The sequence below is a fragment of the Micromonospora sp. NPDC049900 genome (assembly GCF_044461025.1).
Taxonomy (GTDB): Bacteria; Actinomycetota; Actinomycetes; order Mycobacteriales; family Micromonosporaceae; genus Micromonospora.
Map to the genome: position 1 here is coordinate 860077 of NZ_JBITKM010000001.1, position 21098 is coordinate 881174.

A 21098-nucleotide genomic window follows, 5' to 3' on the forward strand; every position below is an offset into this window, starting at 1 on the left:
CCCTGTTGGGAGCTACTTCACGCGCCCCGGCGGGTGGCTGTCGACACGTCTCACACAAGCACGGCGGCGCGGGGTGGCACCGTCACCCGGTGTCACCCCGCGCCGTGGATCATGCCCCGACCGGCCGGATCAGCTGGTGGTCTCCGCGGCGACCTTGTCGTCGGCCTCGTCGGCCTTCTTGGCCGCCGGCTTCTCCGCCGCCGCGGCGCTCGCGTTGTTCGGTACGCCCGGCACGATGCCGGCCAGGCCGGAGAGCATCTGCCCGAGCTGCGAGGTGACCGCATCCTTCTGCCGGGTGAGGTCCTCGACCTCGCGGCGGGCCGCCTGGGTGGTCAGCTCGGCCTCGGTGCGCGCCTCGTTGAGCAGACGCTGCGACTCGGCGCGGGCCTCGCTCAGGGTCCGCTCGGAGAGCGCCTTGGCCTTCTCGATCGTCTCGGTCGCGTTGCGCTCGGACTCGACCCGACGGGCCTCGGCGCGCTGCTCGATCTCCTTGGCCCGCTCCTGGGCGGCCCGGGCCCGCTGCTCGGCCTCGTTGACCAGCTTCTGGGTCTGCGCGACCTGGGCGGCGTGCCGCTCCGACTCCTCGCGCTCGGCCTTCTCCCGCCGCTCGGCGAGCTGAAGCTCCAGCGCCTGGAGGTCCTTGTCGCGCTTGTCGCGGGCGTCGGTGAGCAGCTTCGTCGCCTCGGCGCGCTTCTCCTCGGCCTCCCGGGCGGCCTTGGCCCGCTGCTGGGTGATCTCCCGCTCGGCGGTGGCCCGCAGGGTGGCCACCTCCCGCTCGACGGTCGACTTCAGCTCGGCGACCTCGTGCGCGGTCACCGTACGAAGCTGCTTGGTCTCCCGCTCCGCGTCGGCGCGCAGCGTGTCGGCCTCCCGGCGGGCCTGTACGCGCACCTCGGCCGCCTCGCGCTCGGCGGCGGTGCGGACGTTGCCCGCCTCCCGCTCGGCGCTGGCCTTCATCGCGGCGGCCTCGGCGCGGGCCTTGTCGGTGATCTCCCGCGCTTCGAGGCGGGCGGCGGAGAGGATTCCCTCCGACTCCCGCTTGGCCTCGTTGCGGTGGTCGTTGGCCTGCTCCTCGGCGAGCCGGAGGATCTGCTCGACCCGGGTGCCGAGACCGGACAGCGTCGGGCGGCTGTTCTCCTCGAGCTGCTTGCTGGCGTCGGTGAGCTTCTGCTCCAGGGCGGTGAGCCGCTGCTCGGACTGCCGGAGCCGACGCTGGGCGTCGTTGAGCGCCTGCTCGGCGTCGGCGCGGTCCTTGTTGGCCTGACTCAGTGCGGCGTTGAGCCGGCCGATGAAGTCGTCGACCTGACCGGTGTTGTATCCGCGCAGGCCAACCGTGAAATCGGGCTGCGAGTTCGCGTTATCGAAGAACGCGAGAGGGGAGGACTGCTGCTGGGGCATTGGGACATACTGGCAGACCCCCCGGGGTCCTTCGCAAGAGCGTGCCGCCCTTTGCCGTCCTCATTACATGGTCAACTCGACGAGGTGCCGGACCGCCGGGGGAAGTGGCGATCTTGCCAGCTCCGAGGCGAGCACGATGGCACGCAGCGTGACCCGGAAAAGGGGCCCGGTGTCCTTATGTTTCCGGCCGCCCCGGCTCACTCGAATGGGTGTCGGCGTGCCTCTGGGAAAGCCAAAGGCCGTTCACCGAATGGCCACCGGTGCCTCGTCCGTGAGGCCAGCCGTCGTACCCGCCCGTCACTGCGCGCCGTCCCCGGCCAGCCGCGTCGTCCCGTCGACGAACTGCGCGCCCGTGCACCGCATGCTGACGCCGCGCGCTGCGGGTGGGGCGTGCTGCGTCGGGCGTGGCGTGCTGGGCGTCGGCGGGGTACGGGGTACTGCGCGTGTACGGGGTACTGCGCGTGTGCGGCGTGCTGTGCGTGTGCGGGGTGCTTGGCGTTAGGAAGGGTCCCCTGCTATGCACGAGGCGTTAGCAGGGGACCCTTCCTTTCACCGCACCCGCACCCGCACCCGCACCGCACCCGAGGGCGCCGCGTCGTCAGGCGGGTTGGACGAGTTCGATCAGGACACCGCCGGCGTCCTTGGGGTGGACGAAGTTGATCCGGGAGTCGGCGGTGCCGCGCCGGGGCGTGTCGTACAGCAGGCGTACGCCTCGCTCGCGCAGCGCCGCACAGGCCACGTCGATGTCGGCCACGGTGTACGCGACCTGCTGCACGCCCGGGCCGTTGCGGTCGAGGAACCTGCCGATGGTCGACTCCGGGGTCAGCGGGGCGAGCAGTTGCACGCAGCCGCCCTCGGCGGTCGGCCCGACCGTCAGCATCGCCTCGCGGACTCCCTGCTCGGCGTTGACCTCGGTGTGCACGCAGCGCATGCCGAACGTCCGTTGGTAGAAGTCGATCGCGGCGTCGAGGTCGGCGACGGCGATCCCGACATGGTCGATACGGCGTAGACCGATGTCTGTGACATAGTCGGCAGCGGGCTCGGCGGGGGAGTTCTCAGGCATGACGCTAGTCTGGCCGAACGATAGTTAAGGCGTACAGGTCGGCACCCCCCTCGGAGGCAGTCATGGCTTCGGTGATCGTCAGTGGCGCGCGGACCCCGATGGGGCGTCTGCTGGGCAACCTGAAGGACCTACCGGCGACGAAACTGGGCGGTATCGCCATCTCCGCGGCACTGGAACGTGCCGGCGTGGCCCCGGACCAGGTCCAGTACGTGATCATGGGGCAGGTGCTCCAGGCCGGTACCGGCCAGATCCCGGCCCGCCAGGCGGCCGTGGAGGCGGGTATCCCGATGTCGGTGCCCGCGCTGACCATCAACAAGGTCTGCCTCTCCGGGCTGGACGCGATCGCCCTGGCCGACCAGTTGATCCGGGCCGGTGAGTTCGACGTGGTGGTGGCCGGCGGCATGGAGTCGATGACCAACGCCCCGCACCTGCTCCTCGGTCAACGGGGCGGCTACAAGTACGGCGACGTGGTGGTCAAGGACCACATGGCGCTGGACGGCCTGACCGACGTGTGGGACTGCTGTTCGATGGGCGAGTCCACCGAGCGGCACGGCGCCGACCGGGCGATCAGCCGCGCGGAGCAGGACGCCTTCGCCGCGGCCAGCCACCAGCGGGCCGCCGCCGCGCAGAAGAACGGCCACTTCGCCGACGAGATCACCCCGGTGGTCATCCCGCAGCGCAAGGGTGACCCGTTGGTGGTCAGCGAGGACGAGGGCATCCGCCCGGACACCACCGTCGAGACGCTGGCCAAGCTCCGTCCGGCCTTCGCGAAGGACGGCACCATCACCGCCGGCAGTTCGTCGCCGATCTCCGACGGCGCGGCCGCGGTGGTCGTGATGAGCGAGGCGAAGGCCAAGGAACTCGGGTTGACCTGGCTGGCCGAGGTGGGTGCGCACGGCAACGTGGCCGGTCCGGACAACTCCCTGCACTCGCAGCCGGCCAACGCCATCACGCACGCGCTGCGCAAGGGCGGGCTGGGCATCTCCGACCTCGACCTGATCGAGATCAACGAGGCGTTCGCCCAGGTCGGCATCCAGTCCACCCGTGACCTCGGGATCAGCCCGGACAAGGTGAACGTGAACGGTGGCGCGATCGCGCTGGGGCACCCGATCGGCATGTCCGGCGCCCGTCTGGTGCTGACCCTGGCGATGGAGCTGAAGCGGCGGGGCGGCGGCACCGGCGCGGCGGCGCTCTGCGGCGGCGGCGGCCAGGGCGACGCGTTGATCATCCACGTCCCCGACCCCACCGAGACCGACCTGTGAGCACGACGAGCGAGTCGACCCGGCGAGCCGGGCAGCCGCGAACGACACCCGGGGTGCCGAGCCGCCGAGCGTCGCGGGTGAGGGCGGCTGCATGAGCGAGGCGAGGGGGAACGCACCGGCCGCGGCCGGTTCGGTGCGGCGCAGTCGGGACGTACCGCTGCTGGTCGAGCGGGCCCGTGAGGGTGACCCGCGCGCGGTGGCCCGACTGATCACCCTGGTCGAGTCGGGTGACGAGACGCTGCCGCGTATCGCGGCGGCGCTCGCCCCGCACACCGGGCGGGCCCAGGTGGTCGGGCTGACCGGTTCGCCGGGGGTGGGTAAGTCGACCACCACCAACGAGCTGGTCAGCGCGCTTCGGGCGCGGGGCCACCGGGTCGGCGTGCTGGCGATCGACCCGTCCAGTCCGTTCACCGGCGGGGCGATCCTCGGTGACCGGGTACGGATGCAGGACCACGCCACCGACCCGGGTGTGTACATCCGGTCGATGTCCAGCCGGGGGCACCTGGGCGGGCTGTCGGCGGCCACTCCGCAGGCGGTGCGGGTGCTGGAGGGTGCCGGCTGCGACGTGGTACTGGTGGAGACCGTCGGGGTCGGGCAGGCCGAGGTCGAGGTGGCCTCGCTCGCCGACACGACGCTGGTGCTGCTCGCGCCGGGCATGGGCGACGCGATCCAGGCGGTGAAGGCCGGCATCCTGGAGATCGCCGACGTCTTCGTGGTGAACAAGGCCGACCGCGACGGTGCCGACGCCACCGTCCGCGACATCCAGGGCATGATCGCGCTCGGCGAGCGTGGACCGGGGCAGTGGCGGCCACAGGTGGTGCGGGCGGTCGCCGTGCGGGGCGAGGGGATCGACGACGTCGCCGCCGCGATCGACAAGCACCGTGGCTGGTTGGTCGAGCACGACGAGCTGCGCCGCCGCCGTCAGGCGCGGGCCGCCGCCGAGATCGAGGCGATCGCGCTGGGGGCGCTGCGGGCCCGGATCGGCTCGCTGCGCGACGGTACGCAGTTGCCGGCGCTCGCCGCCGAGGTCGCCGCCGGAGCGATCGATCCGTACGCCGCTGCGGACACCCTGCTGGCACAGCTCTCCGACTGAACGAGGTCCACTGCGGACCGTCTCGGACGGTTACGCTCGCACCGCCTTCGCAGAGCGCGTGGGGTGGTGTGACGGCTGCTGGAGAGAGATGGACCACGAGATGACGCAGGAGTTGCCCATGACGCCGGACGCGGTGGCGGGTGGTCGTACCGACATCTCCGACGAGGTGGTGGAGAAGATCGCGGTGGCCGCCGCGAAGGCCGTGCCCGGTGTGGTCGAGTTGGGCGGGGACGTCGCGCGGTTCTTCAACGCGGTGCTCGACCGGGTCGGGCTGGACCAGGTGGGGGACGCCCGGCGCGGATGCTCGGCGCACGTCACCAACGGCGCGGCGGTGGTCAACCTGGTGATCGTGATCGACGCCGGGCACGCGGTGCCCGAGGTGACGTCGGCGGTACGGGTCGGGGTGACCCAGGCGATCGAGGCGTACGGGCTGCGGGTCGACGAGATCAACATCCGGGTGGACGACGTCGCCATCGGTGGACCCGCCGTCTGAGGGGCTCGTCGACATTACCGACCGGTAGGCGTTTCCTTAGCGATCGTTCAGGTAAGGGCTCTACACTCGACGTGCTGTCGAGGACTCGAGGAGGAGCCCGGGGATGAACGCCGACGAGATCGCCGCCGGACGGGCCCGCTGGCAGGCCCGGTACGACGCCGCCCGTAAGCGGGACGCGGACTTCACCACGCTCTCCGGGCTGCCCGTCGAGCCGGTCTACGGGCCCCCGGAGGGTGTCGCGTACCCGGGCTTCGACCGGATCGGCTGGCCGGGCGAGTTCCCGTACACCCGGGGCCTGCACCCGACCGGCTATCGCGGGCGGACCTGGACCATCCGGCAGTTCGCCGGGTTCGGCAACGCCGCCCAGACCAACGAGCGCTACAAGATGATCCTCGGCGCGGGCGGTGGCGGTCTGTCGGTCGCCTTCGACATGCCCACCCTGATGGGCCGCGACTCCGACGACCCGCAGTCGCTCGGCGAGGTGGGCCACTGCGGCGTGGCGGTGGACAGCGCCGTCGACATGGAGGCGCTGTTCGACGGCATCGACCTGGCGTCGGTCACCACCAGCATGACCATCTCCGGTCCGGCGGTGCCGGTGTTCTGCATGTACCTGGTCGCCGCCGAGCGGCAGGGCGCCGACCTGTCGACGCTCGACGGCACCCTGCAGACGGACATCTTCAAGGAGTACATCGCGCAGAAGGAGTGGCTGTTCGACCCCGAGCCGCACCTGCGCCTGATCGGCGACCTGATGGAGTACTGCGCCCGGGAGATCCCGCGCTACAAGCCGCTCTCCGTCTCCGGCTACCACATCCGCGAGGCCGGCTCGACCGCCGCGCAGGAGCTGGCGTACACCCTGGCCGACGGGTTCGGCTACGTCGAGCTGGGCCTCTCGCGCGGGCTGGACGTCAACGTCTTCGCCCCCGGGCTGAGCTTCTTCTTCGACTCGCACGTCGACTTCTTCGAGGAGATCGCCAAGTTCCGCGCCGCCCGCCGGATCTGGGCCCGCTGGCTGCGCGACGTGTACGGCGCCACCAGCGAGAAGGCGCTCTGGCTGCGTTTCCACACGCAGACCGCCGGGGTGTCGCTGACCGCCCAGCAGCCGGTCAACAACGTGGTGCGGACGGCCGTCGAGGCGCTCGCCGCGGTGCTCGGCGGCACCAACTCGCTGCACACCAACGCGCTGGACGAGACCCTGGCGCTGCCCACCGACTCCTCCGCCGAGATCGCCCTGCGGACCCAGCAGGTGCTGATGGAGGAGACCGGGGTGACCAACGTGGCGGACCCGCTCGGCGGCTCGTGGTACGTGGAGGCGCTGACCGACCGGATCGAGGCGGAGGCGGAGGAGATCTTCGCCCGGATCCGCGCGCTGGGCGGCGAGGGTCCGCACACCATCGGCCCGATGACCTCCGGCATCCTGCGCGGCATCGAGGACGGCTGGTTCACCGGCCAGATCGCCGAGTCGGCGTTCGTCTACCAGCAGGCGCTGGAGAAGGGCGACAAGAAGATCGTCGGCGTCAACTGCCACACCGGCACGGTCGCCAAGGAACTGGAGATCCTGCGCATCTCGCACGAGGTGGAGCTGGAGCAGCGCCGGTTGCTGGCCGAGCGCAAGACCGGCCGGGACGCCGCCCGGGCCCGTACGGCGGTCGAGCAGATGGTGGCGGTGAGCCGTACCGGGGAGAACATGATCCCGGCGATGCTCGACGCCGTTCGGGCCGAGGCCACGCTCGGCGAGATCTGCGACGCGCTGCGCGCGGAATGGGGCGTTTACCGCGAGCCCGCCCGGTTCTGACACCCGCTCCGGCGGGGGTGTCTGGGCAGCGGTGACAGTGGCAACTGCACGGGCGGCGCTTGATCTGAGTTCGGCAAATCGCGTGCGAGACTAGGTAACCATGAGCGACCCACGGATCACCTCGTCGATCTTCACCCGCGGCGCGGTCGACCTCAGCGCGTTGCGCCCCGCCGCGCCCAGTCCCACCCCGGCACCGGCCCAGTCCGGCCCGCCCGCCGCCGTGCCCGGCGGCCCCGTCGGCGGCGGCGTCACCGTCATCGACGTGACCGAGGCGACCTTCCAGTCCGAGGTGCTGGAGCGCTCGCTGACCACACCCGTGGTGGTGGACTTCTGGGCCGAGTGGTGCGAGCCGTGCAAGCAGCTCTCCCCGGTGCTGGAGCGGCTGGCGACGGAGGGCGGCGGCGCCTGGGTGCTCGCCAAGGTCGACGTGGACGCCAACCCTCGACTGGCACAGATGTTCCGGGTGCAGGGCATCCCGATGGTGTACGCGGTGGTCGGCGGGCAGCCGGTCGACGCCTTCTCCGGCGTGGTCCCCGAGGCGCAGCTCCGCCAGTGGATCCAGGCGGTGCTCAAGGCCGGTGGCGTGGCCGTGGCCGAGCCGGAGGACCCGCGCCTGGACGAGGCGGACGACGCCCTGATGACCGGTGACCTGGACGCGGCCGAGCGGGCGTACCGCAAGATCCTGGCGGAGACCCCGGCGGACGCGGCGGCGGAGGCCGGGCTGGCCCAGGTCGGGCTGGCCCGCCGGGTGGCCGGCGCGGACCCGCAGGCGGCGCTCGCCGCCGCGGCGGCCGACCCGGACGACGTCGGCGCGCAACTGCTGGCCGCCGACATCGAGGTGCTCAGTGGTCTGGCCGAGCAGGCGTACCAGCGGCTGGTGTCGGTGGTCCGGCGGACCGCCGGGGAGGACCGGGAGAAGGTCCGTCAGCACCTGGTCGGTCTCTTCACCATCGCCGGTCCGGAGGATCCGGCCGTCGCGTCGGCGCGTCGGGCCCTGGCCAGCGCTCTGTTCTGAGTCACTTACCACGCCAGCGCGGGCCGGCGTGTTCGCCGGCCCGCCCGACATCGAAGGACGGGAGCCCACCATGCGCCGAATCGCCGTCCTCGACGCGCCGAGCAACCTCGGTCTGCGCCCACCCACGCCGACCTCGGTGCCGGGCTGCGGCAAGGCGCCCGGCGCACTGCGTGACCAGGGCCTGCTGCCGCGGCTGCGGGCGCGCGACGCCGGTCATCTGACCCCGCCCCGGTACGACGCGGGGGACTGGCGGCCGGGTGACGGGGTGTGCCACGCCCGGGAGATCGCCGGCTACTCGGTGGGGCTGGCGGACCGGATCGGCGCGATCATCGACCGGGGCGAGTTCCCGGTGATCCTCGGCGGCGACTGCTCGATCCTGCTCGGCTCGGCCCTGGCCATGCACCGGCTCGGCGAGGCGGTGGGCGGCCGGATCGGTCTGGTCTTCGTGGACGGGCACTCCGACTTCCGGCATCCGGGCAACGCCTCGTACGTGGGTGCCGCAGCCGGTGAGGACCTCGCCCTGGTCACCGGTCGGGGGCAGGCCGACCTGGCCGCCATCGAGGGGCGACGCCCGTACTTCCGGGACATCGACGTGGTGGTGCTCGGCATCCGCGCCCAGGACGAGTACCGCCTGGACCTCCAGGCCGCCGGGATCCTGACCCGGCCGGTGCCGGCGCTGCGGGCCGAGGGCGCCGCCCGGACCGCCCAGTGGGCGCACGAGCAGCTCGCGGACTGCGCCGGCTACTGGGTGCACGTCGACGTGGACGTCCTCGACCCGGCCGTGATGCCGGCGGTCGACGCCCCCGACCCGGGCGGGATCGCCTTCGCCGAGTTGGAGATCCTGCTCGCCGGGCTGGTCGACACCCCGCACTGCCTCGGCGTCGAGCTGACCGTCTTCGACCCGGACTACGACCCGGACGGCGCGTACGCGGCCGAGATCGTCAACACGCTGGTGGCCGGGCTGCGCCCGGTGACCGCGCCCGGCTCGGTGCCGCCCCGACTGCGTCCGGAGGCGGTCGAGCGGTCGGCTCCGGCACCACGCCGGGGCGTCGACCTCACCGACGTGCCACCGGCCGGACCGCGCCTGCTGGCGGCGGCACCGGTCGCCGCCGGTCCGGGTGCAGGCGGACCGGAGGAGAGGCTCCGGGCCGACCGTGAGCCGGAGTCGGACGGCACCGACTGGGAGCCGGACGGCGTCGAGCACCGGGCGCCGGAGCCGGACGTGGCGTACCAGGAGCCGGCGGTCGCCGATCCCGACGAGGACGGGTTCGCCGACGCCGACCCGGCCGACGACGCCGCCCGGCCCGCGTCCGCGCCGGGTGGCCTGACCGCCTGAGCGGTCAGGCCGACAGCGCGCGCAGGAAACGCTCGGCGATCGGTACGGCGGTGCCGCTGCCCGAGCCGCCCTTCTCCACGAAGACGGCGAAGGCGACGTCCCCCTGCCAGCCGACGAACCAGGCGTGGGTGTTCTCCGGGTCGTCGTCGTACTCGGCGGTGCCGGTCTTGCCGTGCACCGGCCCGCCCGGGGCGTCCTTCAACGCGGTGCCGGTGCCGCTGGTCACGACCTCGCGCATCATCGTGCGGACCGCCGTCACCGCCTCGGCGTTCAGCTCCGGGCCCGGCTCGGCCGCCCCCTCGGGCGCGGGGTCGAGCACCAGCTTCGGCGGAATGAAGCCACCCTTGGCCACCGCTGCGGTCGCCGCCGCCATGGCCAGCGGGCTGACCAGGGTGGTGCCCTGCCCGATCGCGGCGGCGGCCTGTTCGGTGGCGCCGCCGTTCGCGGAGACCTTGCCGGTGAAGGCGTCGAGCCCGACCGTCCACTGACCCTCCAGGCCGAGCGTCCGGCCGGTGGTGGCCAACCCGTCGCCGCCGAGCTGGGGTGCCAGCGCGGCGAACGTGGTGTTGCAGGACCGGGCGAAGACGGTGCGGAAGGGCACCTCGCCGAGGGCGAAGTCGTTCGAGTTCTTGAACGACCGGCCGTCGACGACCTGGGTCTTGGGGCAGTCGACCCGGGTGTCCGGGGTCACCGCGCCGCGTTCCACCAGCCCGAGCGCGCTGACCATCTTGAACGTGGAGCCCGGCGGCACCTGCGCGGTGAAGGCCAGGTTCTCCCCGGCGGCGCCGGGACCGTTGGCGGCGGCGAGCACCGCGCCGTCGCCGATCCGGACGGCGACCAGGGCGGAGCGTCGCCGCTCGCCGCGCAGTGCCTGGTCGGCCGCGTTCTGGGTGGCCACGTCGAGGCTTGTTCGCACCGGCTCGCCGGGCCGTGGGTCGTGCCGGAACAGTTCGGTGCCGGTGGGCTCCACCGTGCCGGCTCCGGACGCCCGCTTGACCACCACGGTGAGGCCCGGCACCCCACGGAGCCGTTCGTCCCAGCGCCCCTGCAACCCGCCGTGCCCGACCATGTCCCCGCGGACGTAGCGGTCGGGGAACTTGGCCAGGTCGTCGGCCTGGGCCGGACCGACCGTGCCGAGGACCGCGCGGGCGAACTCGCGGGTGGGGGCGAGGTCCAGTTCGTCGGTGGAGAAGACGGCTCCCGGCAGGTCCGTGATCCGCGACCTGATCTGCCGGTACGCCTCCTCGCGCAGCGTGACCACCTCGACGAACGCGTCCGGTTTCGCCTCGTCCAACCGCTTGGCCAGATCGGACAGGTCGACCGGCGGGCTGATCGCCGGACGGATGGCCCGGAACGCCGCGTCCAGGTCGCGGGTGACGGCTTTGACATCGGTCACCGCCCGGGGTTCCAACCCGACCCGGACCACCTTGCGCGGGGCGACCAGCGGCGCGCCCGCACCGTCGAGCACCCCGGCGCGGGGGGCCGGGTCACGCCGCAGGCCGAGCCGGTCGCCCCGGGTGAGCTGGTCGGCGAGGACCTGCGGCTCCCAGATCACCTGCCAGACGTCGTCGCGTCCCTTGACCAGCCGGACCGGCCGGTCGTACGTCCAGGTGACGTCGCCGGGCAGGGTCCACTCCACCCGGACGGTGCTGGTCGCGGTGTCCCGCTCGACCGTGGGCTTGCCCTGCCGGCTCAGCTTGGGCGGCGTCTCGGCCAGTTCGCCGGAGAGCTCCTTGATCTCGCGGGCGACGTCGGCGGCGGCCAGTCGGCTGCCGGTCGGGTCGACGAAACCGACCGCCTGGAGGTCACCCGTGGGCCAGCCGGCCAGGAAGGCGTCCACGCTGCGTTCCGGGCCGTCCTCACCGGAGCAGGCGACCAGAGTGGCCGAGATCACCAGGCCGGTGACGAGAGCAGCCAGTTGTGACGAGAGGTGGCGATTGCGGTACGCACGGTGCATCGGATCCGGGTCCTCCTGCTCGGGCTGCCCTGCACGCTAGTACGCCCTGGCACCAGGGGCTGCCCCGCTTGGCCGTGGATGGGCGAAAGACGGGACCGTGCCGGTGTGATGAACAACATCTGGCGGGGTACTCCTGACCCGGCCGAACCTCGTACCGCAACGGGCGAAAGGACGATGTCACGCACCGGAAGTCCGGCTGGTGGTACGCCGACGGGGCGACCGGTCGGTCTGGCCTAGGCTGGGCGGCGAGCATGACCCACAACGCGGTGGGTCGAGGGGAGTGGCACCGAATGGACCGGCGTCCGGCGATCAAACCGGGACCCGACCTCCGGCAGGCTGACACCGGCCGGGATGACAGCTTCGACACGGCGACCGACGGAGACGGCTACGGCCGACTCGACACAGGAACGACCGGGATGACCGGTTCGAGCATCGACACCCTCTACGACCTGGGTCTGCCACCAGAGGCGTTGGCGGACGACGTGGAGGACGCCGAGCTCGACGAGCCGGTGCCCAACGCCGAGCGGTTGGTGGCCCAGGCGGTCGCCCTGGCCGGCGACGACCACGACGCGGCGACCCTGGTGGGTCGGTTCTGGCGGTTCGCGCCGGACGAGGAGCTGATCGGCTTCACCGCCGAGGAGATGCTCGACGCCGCACGCGCCCACCGCCAGCTCGCCGAGCAGCGGGTACCGGGCGAGTTGAAGCTGCGGATCCACTCACCCGACGCCGAGCAGCACCACAGCGTCGTCGAGATCGTCACCGACGACATGCCGTTCCTGGTCGACTCGGTGACCGCGCTGCTCAACAGCCACCACCTGGACGTGCACCTGCTGGTGCACCCGCTGGTCGTGGTGCGCCGTGAGCCGCTGGGCCGGCTGGTCGAGGTGGCCGCCGACGTGGAGCCGGACGACGCGATCGACGGCGACCTGGTCGAGAGCTGGATGCGGATCGAGATCGACCCGGTCCGGGATCCGGAGGAGCGCGACAAGCTGCGCCGCGAGTTGCAGCGGGTGCTCACCGACGTGCGCGAGGCCGTCGAGGACTGGCCCAAGATGCGCCAGCGGGCCCTCGCCCTCGCTGACGAGCTGGCCGCCGCGCGGACCAGCGACAACCGGCCGCCGGTGCCGGAGAAGGACATCACCGACTCGGTCGAGCTGCTGCGCTGGCTGGCCCACGACCACTTCACCTTCCTCGGGTACCGCGAGTACCGGCTGGTGCCGAACTCGACCGAGGGCGGGCCGGCACTGGAGGCGGTGCTCGGCACCGGGCTGGGCATCCTGCGGCAGGACTCGCCGGAGGCGCGGGCGCTGTCGTCGATGACGCCCGAGGCGCACGAGAAGGTCACCGAGAAGCGCCTGCTGATCATCACCAAGGCGAACTCGCGGGCCACCGTGCACCGGTCTGCCTACCTCGACTACATCGGCTTCAAGATCTTTGACGCCGAGGGTCGGGTGGTCGGCGAGCGGCGGTTCCTCGGCCTGTTCTCCACCGCCGCGTACCGGACCAGCGTGCAGGAGCTGCCGGTGGTCCGACGCAAGGTCGCCGAGGTGTTGGACCGCTCCGGGCTCAGCCAGCGCAGCCACTCCGGCAAGGACCTGTTGCAGATCCTGGAGACGTACCCGCGTGACGAGCTGTTCCAGATCAAGACCGACGACCTGTACCACGCGGTCATCGGGGTGCTGCGGATGGCGGGTCGCCGGCAACTGCGGGTGTTCCTGCGTCGGGACGCGTACGGGCGGTTCATCTCCTGCCTGATCTACCTGCCCCGGGATCGGTTCACCACGCAGAACCGACTACGCATGCAGGACATCCTGCTGCGCGAGCTGAACGGTGTCGGGGTGGACTACACCACCCGGGTCACCGAGTCGATGCTGGCCCGGGTGCACTTCATCGTGCGGACCGACCCGGGCAGCCCGCCCGGGGACATCGACGCCGACCTGCTCGCCGAGGAGTTGGCCGACGCCACCCGGCTGTGGGACGACGACTACCGGCTGGTGCTGGAACGCAAGCTCGGCGACGAGCAGGCCAAGCACCTGTTCGCCCGGTACGCCGACGCGTTCCCGGAGGGCTACAAGGACGGGCACACGCCGTACGAGGCGATGAAGGACCTGGCCAAGCTGGAGCTGCTGGAGGAGTCCGGCCAGCTTGAGATGCACCTGTTCCGCAAGCAGCCGCTGCCGCGTGCGGTCGTCCGGGCCGACGTCGACGAGTCGATGGACGTCCGGTTCAAGGTCTACCGCTACGGCGAGCCGATGATGCTCTCCGCGGTGCTGCCGGTGCTGCACTCGCTCGGCGTGAAGGTGGTCGACGAGCACCCGTACGAGGTGGAACGCGTCGACGGCCGGATCTGGCTGTACGACTTCGGGCTGCGGCTGCCCGAGGGCCACCAGGAGCTGGCCGAGGTCCGCCCGCACGTGGAGAACGCCTTCGCGGCGGCGTGGCGGGGCGAGGCCGAGGTGGACGGCTTCAACGAGCTGGTGCTGCGCGCCGGGCTCACCTGGCGGCAGGTGGTGGTGCTGCGGGCGTACGCGAAGTACCTCCGCCAGACCGGCACCGTCTTCTCCCAGGACTACATGGAGTCGACGTTCATCGCGTACCCGGGGATGGCCACGCTGCTGGTGCGCCTCTTCGAGGCACGGTTCGAACCGGGCTCGCTCACCGCCGAGCAGCGGGAGCAGCGGGCCGCGGAGCTGGTCTCCGAGATCGACGCGGCGCTCGACGACGTGGCCAGCCTGGACCAGGACCGCATCCTGCGGGCGTACCTGAACCTGATCCAGGCCACCCTGCGGACCAGCTTCTACCAGAAGCCGATCGGCGGGCGGCCCAAGCCGTACGTGGCGTTCAAGCTCGACCCGCAGGCCATCCCGGACCTGCCGGCGCCCCGGCCGAAGTTCGAGATCTTCGTCTACTCGCCCCGGTTCGAGGGTGTGCACCTGCGGTTCGGGCCGGTGGCCCGGGGCGGGCTGCGCTGGTCCGACCGGCGGGAGGACTTCCGGACCGAGGTGCTCGGCCTGGTCAAGGCGCAGATGGTCAAGAACGCGGTGATCGTGCCGGTGGGCGCCAAGGGCGGCTTCGTGCTCAAGCAGCGCCCGGGCGACCGGGACGAGGCCGTGGTCTGCTACAAGGAGTTCATCTCGGCGCTGCTGGACGTCACCGACAACATCGCGGCCGGTGACATCGTGCCGCCCGAGGACGTGGTCCGGCACGACGGCGACGACCCGTACATGGTGGTGGCGGCCGACAAGGGCACCGCGACCTTCTCCGACATCGCCAACGAGATCTCCGTCGCGCACAACTTCTGGATGGGCGACGCGTTCGCCTCCGGCGGTTCGGCGGGCTACGACCACAAGAAGATGGGCATCACCGCCCGGGGTGCCTGGGAGTCGGTCAAGCGGCACTTCCGCGAGCTGGGCCACGACACCCAGAACCAGGACTTCACCGTGGTCGGCGTCGGCGACATGTCCGGCGACGTCTTCGGCAACGGGATGCTGCTCTCCGAGCACATCCGGTTGGTGGCCGCCTTCGACCACCGGCACATCTTCCTGGACCCGAACCCGGACGCGGCCACCTCGTTCGTCGAGCGCAAGCGGCTGTTCGAGCTGTCCCGGTCGACCTGGGAGGACTACAACGCCGAGCTGATCTCGGCCGGCGGTGGCGTCTACCCGCGTACCGCGAAGTCGGTGCCGGTGTCGCCGCAGGTCCGCGCGGTGCTCGGGCTGCCCGACGACGTGACGCAGATCAGCCCGCAGGAGCTGATGAAGGCGATCGTCACCGCGCCGGTCGACCTGTTCTGGAACGGCGGCATCGGCACCTACGTCAAGGCCTCCACCCAGACCAACGCCGAGGTGGGCGACAAGTCCAACGACGCGATCCGGGTGGACGGGCGCAACCTGCGCTGCCGGGTGGTCGGCGAGGGCGGCAACCTGGGCTTCACCCAGCAGGGTCGGATCGAGTACGCCCAGTCGGGCGGCCGGATGTACACCGACTTCATCGACAACGCGGCCGGGGTGGACTGCTCCGACCACGAGGTGAATATCAAGATCCTGCTGAACACGGCGGTGGCCGACGGCGAGCTGTCCGTCCCCGAGCGGGACGACCTGCTCGCCCGGATGACCGACGAGGTCGCCGAGCTGGTGCTGCGGGACAACTACGACCAGGCCCGGGCGATCAACAATGCCCAGGCGCAGGCCGCGTCGCTGCTGCCGGTGCACCGTCGGATGATCACGGATCTGGAGCGCTCCGGCGAGTTGAACCGGGCGCTGGAGGCGCTGCCGCCGGACGAGGAACTGGCGGTACGCGCCGAGTCCGGGCTGACCGCGCCGGAGTTCGCGGTGCTGCTGGCGTACGTGAAGATCGCCCTGGAGAAGGAGATCATCGCCGAGGGGCTGGCCGACGAGGAGTGGACCGACGAGGTGTTGGTCAACTACTTCCCGACCCCGATGCGGGAGCGGTTCGCCGACCGGATGGACCGGCACCGGCTGCGTCGCGACATCGTCACCACGGTGCTGGTCAACGAGGCGATCAACCGGGGCGGCATCTCGTTCGTCTACCGGGTGGTCGAGGAGACCGCCGCCACCGCCGCCGACGTGATCCGGGCGTACGTGGTGGTCCGCGAGGTGTTCGGGTTGCGCGAGGTCTGGGACGCCATCGAGGCCCTGGACAACCGCATCGACCCGGAGTTGCAGACCAGCGCCTACCTGGACACCCGGCGGCTGCTCGACCGGGCGGTCCGCTGGCTGGTCACCAACCGGCGCTCGCCACTGGACGTGCCGGCGGAGATCGCCCGGTTGCGGGAGGGAGTGGCCGAGCTGCTGCCGAAGCTGGAGACGCTGTTCTACGGCACCGAGCGGGAGGGCATCGCGGCGCACATCGACTCGATGACCGAGCGGGGCGTGCCGCGTGAGCTGGCCGAGCGCAACACCCGCCTGATGTACAGCTTCGGTCTGCTGGACGTGGTGGAGACTGCGGCCGGCAGCGGACGGGACGTGAGCGAGGTGGCCTCGGTCTACTTCGTGCTCTCGAACCGGTTCCGGGTCGACTCGCTGCTGTCGAAGATCTCCCTGCTGCCGCGGGAGGACCGCTGGCAGACGCTGGCCCGGATGGCGCTGCGCTACGACCTGTACGCCGCGCTGGCCGCGCTCACCGGGGAGGTGCTCGACTCCACGCCGGGCGACCTTTCACCGGCGGAGCGGGTGCAGCAGTGGGAGCAGTCGAACGCCACCTCGATCCACCGCGCCGAGCGGGCGATGGGGGAGTTCGACGAGTCCCGCGCCGACCTGGCCGCGCTCAGCGTGCTGCTGCGCCAGATCCGCACCCTGGTGCGGACCTCGTCAGCGAGCTGACGTGAAAGGAAGGGCACCTTTCTAACGCCTCGTGCATAGGAAGGTGCCCTTCCTCACGTCTCGGTCAGCCCACCAGCGACCTCTCGTTCAGCTCACCAGCGAGGCGAAGACGATCACGTTGTCCGGGTAGTCGCCCTTGGCCTCGTCGAACTGGCCGCCGCAGGTGATCACGCGCAGCCCGGGTCGGTCGGACGGGCCGTACACCTGTTCGGTGGGGAAGGCGTTCTTGGGGTGGGCGGCCACCGAGTCCACCCGGAAGTCGACCGATCCACCGTCGGCCCGGCTGACCGTGATGACGTCGCCGGGTTGCAGCGCGCCGAGGGAGAAGAAGACGGCCGCACCGATCGCCGCAGAGTCCACGTGCCCGACGATCACCGAGTTGCCCACCTCGCCGGGGCTGGGACCCGGCGAGTACCAACCGGCGAGCATGGCCTGGTCCAGCGGGGGAACCTCCACGGTGCCGTCAGGGTTGGTGCCGAGCATCATGATCTTCGCGTCGACGCCGATACGGGGGATGGTGATCGTGGTCGGGGCGGAGCGGGGCAGCCCGGTCGCGGGGCGGTCCGCGTCGGAGGCACCGTCGTCGAGGTCCGCGTCGTCGAAGGGTACGGACGCGCGCGGCTCGGGGGTGCTCGGACCGGCCTGTGCCAGGGGCTGCGGTGGGCGTACCGGCTCGACGGGCCGCAGTGATGCGCCGATCAGGCCGGAACCGACCATGGCCAGCAGCACGACGACGGCGGCGCCGACGGCGCGCCACGGAGATCCGTGACGGCCGCCGGCCCGCCTCGCCGTCGCGTCAGGCCGCGAACTCATCGGCCCGGCGCCGACGCATCAGCACGAGGCCACCGAGGGCCGCCGCACCGACCATGCCCGCTCCGGCGGTGGCCAGGCCACCGTTGGCGCCGGTGGCGATGCCACCGTCTCCGCCGTCGACCCCGCCGTGCGGCAGGACCACGATCTCACCCACGCCGCACGAGCCCTTGAGCTCGTACGTGCCGGGCTTGGCGTCCTTGGCTACGCGGGCCTCGCCGTAGTAGACGAAGTCCTTCTCGTGCTCCCAGCGGTCGCCCGAGTCGTCCTTGCCGCGCTCGCCCGACCAGTCCTTCTCGCCCGACCAGTCCTTCTCGCCGGACCAGTCCTTCTCGCCGGACCACTCGCGCTCGTCCTCGCCCTTCCAGTCGTGCTCGGACTTGGCGCCGTGCTCCTCCTCGGCGGACGGGGCCTTGTGGTCCTCGCCCTCCGCGTCCTGGCCGTGCTCCTCGGCCTTCCAGTCGCGGTCCTTGCCGTCGGCGTCGGCCGCACCGCCACCGGTGCCCTTGGACTCCGGTGCCGACTCGGCCTCGCCCGACCAGTCCTTGCTCTCGGTGCGGTCTTCGCCGCCGGACTGCCAGTCCTTGCTCTCGGTGCGGTCTTCGCCGCCCGACTGCCAGTCCTTGCCCTCGGTGCGGTCTTCGCCGCCCGACTGCCAGTCCTTGCCGTCCTGCCAGTCCTTCTTGTCCTCCCAGTCCTTGCGGTCCTGTTTCCAGTCCCGGTCGCCACCCTTGTCGCCTCGGTCGCCACCCTTGTCACCCCGGTCGCCACCCTTGTGGGCCGCTTCGAGCTTGACCTTGCCGGTGACCTTGGACCAGACGAAGGCGTGCTCCTGCGCCTCTTCGCAGATCTGCACGAGCTTGACCTCGTCGCCGGGCTTCACCGCGTGCGGCTTGGCGAAGACCTTGCCCTCGTCCTCGGGAGCGTGGCCGTCGGCGAGCGCGACCCCGGGCGCGAACACCAGCAGGGAAGCACCGCCGAGGGCGGCACCCGCAACGACCTTCCCCAGCATCTTCTTAGCCATGACCTGTGTCACTCCATCCCTGTTGTCCTGCGGCTCGCACAACCGAGCCAGAACTGACGTTAGACCGTTTCACGACCTATGCAGGGAAAGATTCGTGTTCTGGCATTCGTACGATTTACCCGATCGATCAGGCATCGCTGAGGGGGGTGTCCCGGCCCGTCCCCGGTGGGGTGTTTCCACCTCTTCGTAGCCGCTGGAAGCGGGTTCGGTGGCGGTGTGTCACCTGGCGCGCCCATCGGGTCCGGGTAGGGTTTCGAAAATATCGAACCATTGCCATGGAAGCGCTCCCATGCAAGAATCGCTGCACGCGGTGATCGGAGCCACACCGCACAGGCAGTTGTCGAGGGCATCCGGGTTCACCGGACGACCACTTGCCGTCGACCGGGTCAGCCGGTCGTGCACCACCACCAACGCCCGCCCGGGTCGGGCGCTCCCGAAGAATCCCGTTGGCATCGGCGGTCGTCCGTGCAGGACGTCCCTCGGACGCCACGTGCCGGGCCGTACGCGGATCCGGTCTCGCCCAAGGAGATCAGTGGCATGAATGTGTGGAGAAGGCTGTCCAGTCGACGGCGGGCCGTCGCGCTGGCTGGCGCGAGCGCGCTGGTCGCGGGCGGTTTGGTGACGATTCCGGTCACCGCGGCGCACGCCGCGACGCAGTGCGACGTCGCGTACACGACCAACGACTGGCAGGGCGGCTTCACCGCCAACATCACCATCCGGAACATCGGTGACCGGCTCACCAGTTGGACGCTCGGCTTCACGTTCCCCGACGCCAACCAGCGCGTCCAGCAGGGCTGGTCGGCCCGCTGGACCCAGTCGGGCCGGAACGTGACCGCGCAGAACGAGTCCTACAACGGCAACCTGGCCACCGGCGCCAGCACCAGCATCGGCTTCAACGGTGCCTGGAGCGGCAGCAACCCGAAGCCCACCTCGTTCACGGTCAACGGGGTCGCCTGCAACGGCGGCACCACGCCGACGACGCCGCCGCCCACCACCCCGCCGCCGACCACCCCGCCGCCGACGACGCCGCCGCCGACCACCCCGCCGCCCACGACGCCTCCGCCCACCACGCCGCCGCCCGGTACCAAGGTCGACAACCCGTACCTGAACGCCCGGGGCTACGTGAACCCGGAGTGGAAGGCCCGGGCCGAGTCGGTCACCGGTGGCAACCGGGTGTCGAGCATCTCGACCGCCGTCTGGATCGACCGGATCGCGGCGATCGAGGGTACGGACAACAGCCAGTCCAACGGCCCGATGGGCATCCGGGACCACCTGGACGAGGCGCTGCGGCAGAACGCCGAGTACATCCAGTTCGTCATCTACAACCTGCCCGGCCGGGACTGCGCGGCGCTCGCCTCCAACGGTGAGCTGAAGGCCGACGAGCTGCCCAAGTACAAGGCGCAGTACATCGACCCGATCGCGGCGATCATGGGTGACACGAAGTACCGCAACCTGCGGATCATCACCGTCATCGAGGTCGACTCGCTGCCGAACCTGGTGACCAACACCTCCAACAACCCGGGTGGCACCGTGATGTGCGACACGGTGAAGGCCAACGGCGCCTACGTGCAGGGTGTCGGCTACGCGCTGGCCAAGCTGGGCGCGATCCCGAACGTCTACAACTACGTCGACGCCGGGCACCACGGCTGGCTCGGCTGGGACAGCAACTTCGTCCCGAGCGCCCAGGTCCTGAAGGAGGCCGCCACCGCCTCCGGCAGCACGGTCAACAACGTGCACGGCTTCATCACCAACACCGCCAACTACTCCGCCCTGATCGAGCCGTACGCGAAGATCAGCGACACGGTCAACGGGCAGACGGTGCGTCAGGCCAAGTGGATCGACTGGAACTTCTACAACGACGAGCAGAGCTTCGCTCAGGCGTTCCGGCAGGAACTGGTCCGGCAGGGCTTCCCCAGCGGCATCGGCATGCTGATCGACACCTCCCGTAACGGCTGGGGCGGCAGCGCCCGGCCCACCGGCGCGGGCCCGACGACCAGCGTGGACGCCTACGTCGACGGCGGCCGGGTCGACCGCCGCATCCACAAGGGCAACTGGTGCAACCAGGCCGGTGCGGGCATGGGCGAGCGGCCGAAGGCCGCGCCGGCGTCGGGCATCGACGCGTACGTCTGGATCAAGCCCCCGGGTGAGTCGGACGGCTCCAGCCGCGAGATCCCGAACAACGACGGCAAGGGCTTCGACCGGATGTGCGACCCGACCTACACCGGAAACGACCGCAACGGCAACAGCCGCAGCGGTGCCCTGGCCGACGCCCCGATCTCGGGCGCCTGGTTCCCGGCGCAGTTCGCCGAGCTGATGCGCAACGCCTACCCGCCGTTGTCCTGACGGCTAGGCATACCGGCCGTCAGCAGTAGGTGAGGCGCTGCGACGGCGGGTTTCCCGGGGCGGGGGGGGGGGGCCCCCCCCGGGGCGGGGGGGGGGCCCCCCGGCCCCCCCCCCCCGGCCCCCCCCCCCCGCGGGGCCCCCCCCCCCCGCCCGGGCGCGGGGAGGGGCTA

Annotated in this window: 13 protein-coding genes; 8 read left to right on the forward strand and 5 right to left on the reverse strand. The window is 71.4% G+C overall.

All coding sequences use genetic code 11. The features are described 5' to 3' along the window. Positions 1-129: 129 nt before the first annotated feature. The gene (locus tag ACIBMZ_RS04035; protein WP_396690777.1) at positions 130-1398 is read right to left on the reverse strand and encodes a DivIVA domain-containing protein; all 1269 of its coding nucleotides are present in this window, start codon (positions 1396-1398) and stop codon (positions 130-132) included. 598 nt (positions 1399-1996) lie between these two features. Continuing rightward, positions 1997-2461, reverse strand: a complete 465-nt coding sequence (gene mce, locus ACIBMZ_RS04040) for a methylmalonyl-CoA epimerase (RefSeq protein ID WP_396690779.1) — start codon at positions 2459-2461, stop codon at positions 1997-1999. 62 nt (positions 2462-2523) lie between these two features. Between mce and ACIBMZ_RS04045 the strand changes: the two genes are divergently transcribed. The 6 genes from ACIBMZ_RS04045 to ACIBMZ_RS04070 all read left to right on the forward strand — a co-directional run bounded on the left by ACIBMZ_RS04045 (position 2524) and on the right by ACIBMZ_RS04070 (position 9452). Next, positions 2524-3723 (forward strand): acetyl-CoA C-acetyltransferase, encoded by a 1200-nt coding sequence (locus tag ACIBMZ_RS04045; protein ID WP_396690781.1) that lies wholly within the window; start codon positions 2524-2526, stop codon positions 3721-3723. 91 nt (positions 3724-3814) lie between these two features. After that, on the forward strand, positions 3815-4816 hold the full coding sequence (gene meaB, locus ACIBMZ_RS04050) for a methylmalonyl Co-A mutase-associated GTPase MeaB (protein WP_396690783.1): 1002 nt from the start codon (positions 3815-3817) through the stop codon (positions 4814-4816). An 88-nt stretch (positions 4817-4904) separates the two neighbouring features. Continuing rightward, positions 4905-5309 carry an Asp23/Gls24 family envelope stress response protein gene (locus tag ACIBMZ_RS04055; RefSeq protein ID WP_396690784.1) on the forward strand — a complete coding sequence of 135 codons (405 nt, stop codon included), beginning with the start codon at positions 4905-4907 and terminating at the stop codon, positions 5307-5309. Positions 5310-5412: 103 nt separating this feature from the next. Next, positions 5413-7101 (forward strand): methylmalonyl-CoA mutase, encoded by a 1689-nt coding sequence (locus tag ACIBMZ_RS04060; RefSeq protein ID WP_396690786.1) that lies wholly within the window; start codon positions 5413-5415, stop codon positions 7099-7101. A gap of 100 nt (positions 7102-7201) precedes the next feature. Beyond that, entirely contained in the window at positions 7202-8116 is a 915-nt protein-coding gene (locus ACIBMZ_RS04065; RefSeq protein WP_396690788.1) for a tetratricopeptide repeat protein, read from the forward strand. Positions 8117-8186: 70 nt separating this feature from the next. Continuing rightward, positions 8187-9452: an arginase family protein gene (locus ACIBMZ_RS04070; protein WP_396690790.1), complete on the forward strand. Its 1266-nt coding sequence runs from the start codon at positions 8187-8189 to the stop codon at positions 9450-9452. Between the two features lie 4 nt (positions 9453-9456). Here ACIBMZ_RS04070 and ACIBMZ_RS04075 read toward each other — a convergent pair whose 3' ends face one another. Beyond that, positions 9457-11409 carry a penicillin-binding transpeptidase domain-containing protein gene (locus ACIBMZ_RS04075; protein ID WP_396690792.1) on the reverse strand — a complete coding sequence of 651 codons (1953 nt, stop codon included), beginning with the start codon at positions 11407-11409 and terminating at the stop codon, positions 9457-9459. 290 nt (positions 11410-11699) lie between these two features. Between ACIBMZ_RS04075 and ACIBMZ_RS04080 the strand changes: the two genes are divergently transcribed. Continuing rightward, positions 11700-16751 (forward strand): NAD-glutamate dehydrogenase, encoded by a 5052-nt coding sequence (locus tag ACIBMZ_RS04080; protein ID WP_396690794.1) that lies wholly within the window; start codon positions 11700-11702, stop codon positions 16749-16751. 87 nt (positions 16752-16838) lie between these two features. Here ACIBMZ_RS04080 and ACIBMZ_RS04085 read toward each other — a convergent pair whose 3' ends face one another. Both ACIBMZ_RS04085 and ACIBMZ_RS04090 read right to left on the reverse strand, forming a co-directional pair. Next, entirely contained in the window at positions 16839-17564 is a 726-nt protein-coding gene (locus tag ACIBMZ_RS04085; protein ID WP_396690796.1) for a class F sortase, read from the reverse strand. After that, on the reverse strand, positions 17548-18585 hold the full coding sequence (locus ACIBMZ_RS04090; RefSeq protein ID WP_396690798.1) for a hypothetical protein: 1038 nt from the start codon (positions 18583-18585) through the stop codon (positions 17548-17550). Before ACIBMZ_RS04090 ends, ACIBMZ_RS04085 begins: the two co-directional genes overlap by 17 nt. Before the next feature lie 537 nt (positions 18586-19122). Between ACIBMZ_RS04090 and ACIBMZ_RS04095 the strand changes: the two genes are divergently transcribed. Further along, positions 19123-20928, forward strand: coding sequence for a glycoside hydrolase family 6 protein (locus tag ACIBMZ_RS04095; RefSeq protein ID WP_396690800.1), 1806 nt, complete (start codon positions 19123-19125; stop codon positions 20926-20928). Positions 20929-21098 lie beyond the last annotated feature (170 nt).

Coding starts and splice junctions, on each gene's coding strand:
- ACIBMZ_RS04035 (WP_396690777.1), bottom strand. CDS start 1,398: ATGCCCCAGCAGCAGTCCTCCCCTCTCGCGTTCTTCGATAACGCGAAC.
- mce (WP_396690779.1), bottom strand. CDS start 2,461: ATGCCTGAGAACTCCCCCGCCGAGCCCGCTGCCGACTATGTCACAGAC.
- ACIBMZ_RS04045 (WP_396690781.1), top strand. CDS start 2,524: ATGGCTTCGGTGATCGTCAGTGGCGCGCGGACCCCGATGGGGCGTCTG.
- meaB (WP_396690783.1), top strand. CDS start 3,815: ATGAGCGAGGCGAGGGGGAACGCACCGGCCGCGGCCGGTTCGGTGCGG.
- ACIBMZ_RS04055 (WP_396690784.1), top strand. CDS start 4,905: ATGGACCACGAGATGACGCAGGAGTTGCCCATGACGCCGGACGCGGTG.
- ACIBMZ_RS04060 (WP_396690786.1), top strand. CDS start 5,413: ATGAACGCCGACGAGATCGCCGCCGGACGGGCCCGCTGGCAGGCCCGG.
- ACIBMZ_RS04065 (WP_396690788.1), top strand. CDS start 7,202: ATGAGCGACCCACGGATCACCTCGTCGATCTTCACCCGCGGCGCGGTC.
- ACIBMZ_RS04070 (WP_396690790.1), top strand. CDS start 8,187: ATGCGCCGAATCGCCGTCCTCGACGCGCCGAGCAACCTCGGTCTGCGC.
- ACIBMZ_RS04075 (WP_396690792.1), bottom strand. CDS start 11,409: ATGCACCGTGCGTACCGCAATCGCCACCTCTCGTCACAACTGGCTGCT.
- ACIBMZ_RS04080 (WP_396690794.1), top strand. CDS start 11,700: ATGGACCGGCGTCCGGCGATCAAACCGGGACCCGACCTCCGGCAGGCT.
- ACIBMZ_RS04085 (WP_396690796.1), bottom strand. CDS start 17,564: ATGAGTTCGCGGCCTGACGCGACGGCGAGGCGGGCCGGCGGCCGTCAC.
- ACIBMZ_RS04090 (WP_396690798.1), bottom strand. CDS start 18,585: ATGGCTAAGAAGATGCTGGGGAAGGTCGTTGCGGGTGCCGCCCTCGGC.
- ACIBMZ_RS04095 (WP_396690800.1), top strand. CDS start 19,123: ATGAATGTGTGGAGAAGGCTGTCCAGTCGACGGCGGGCCGTCGCGCTG.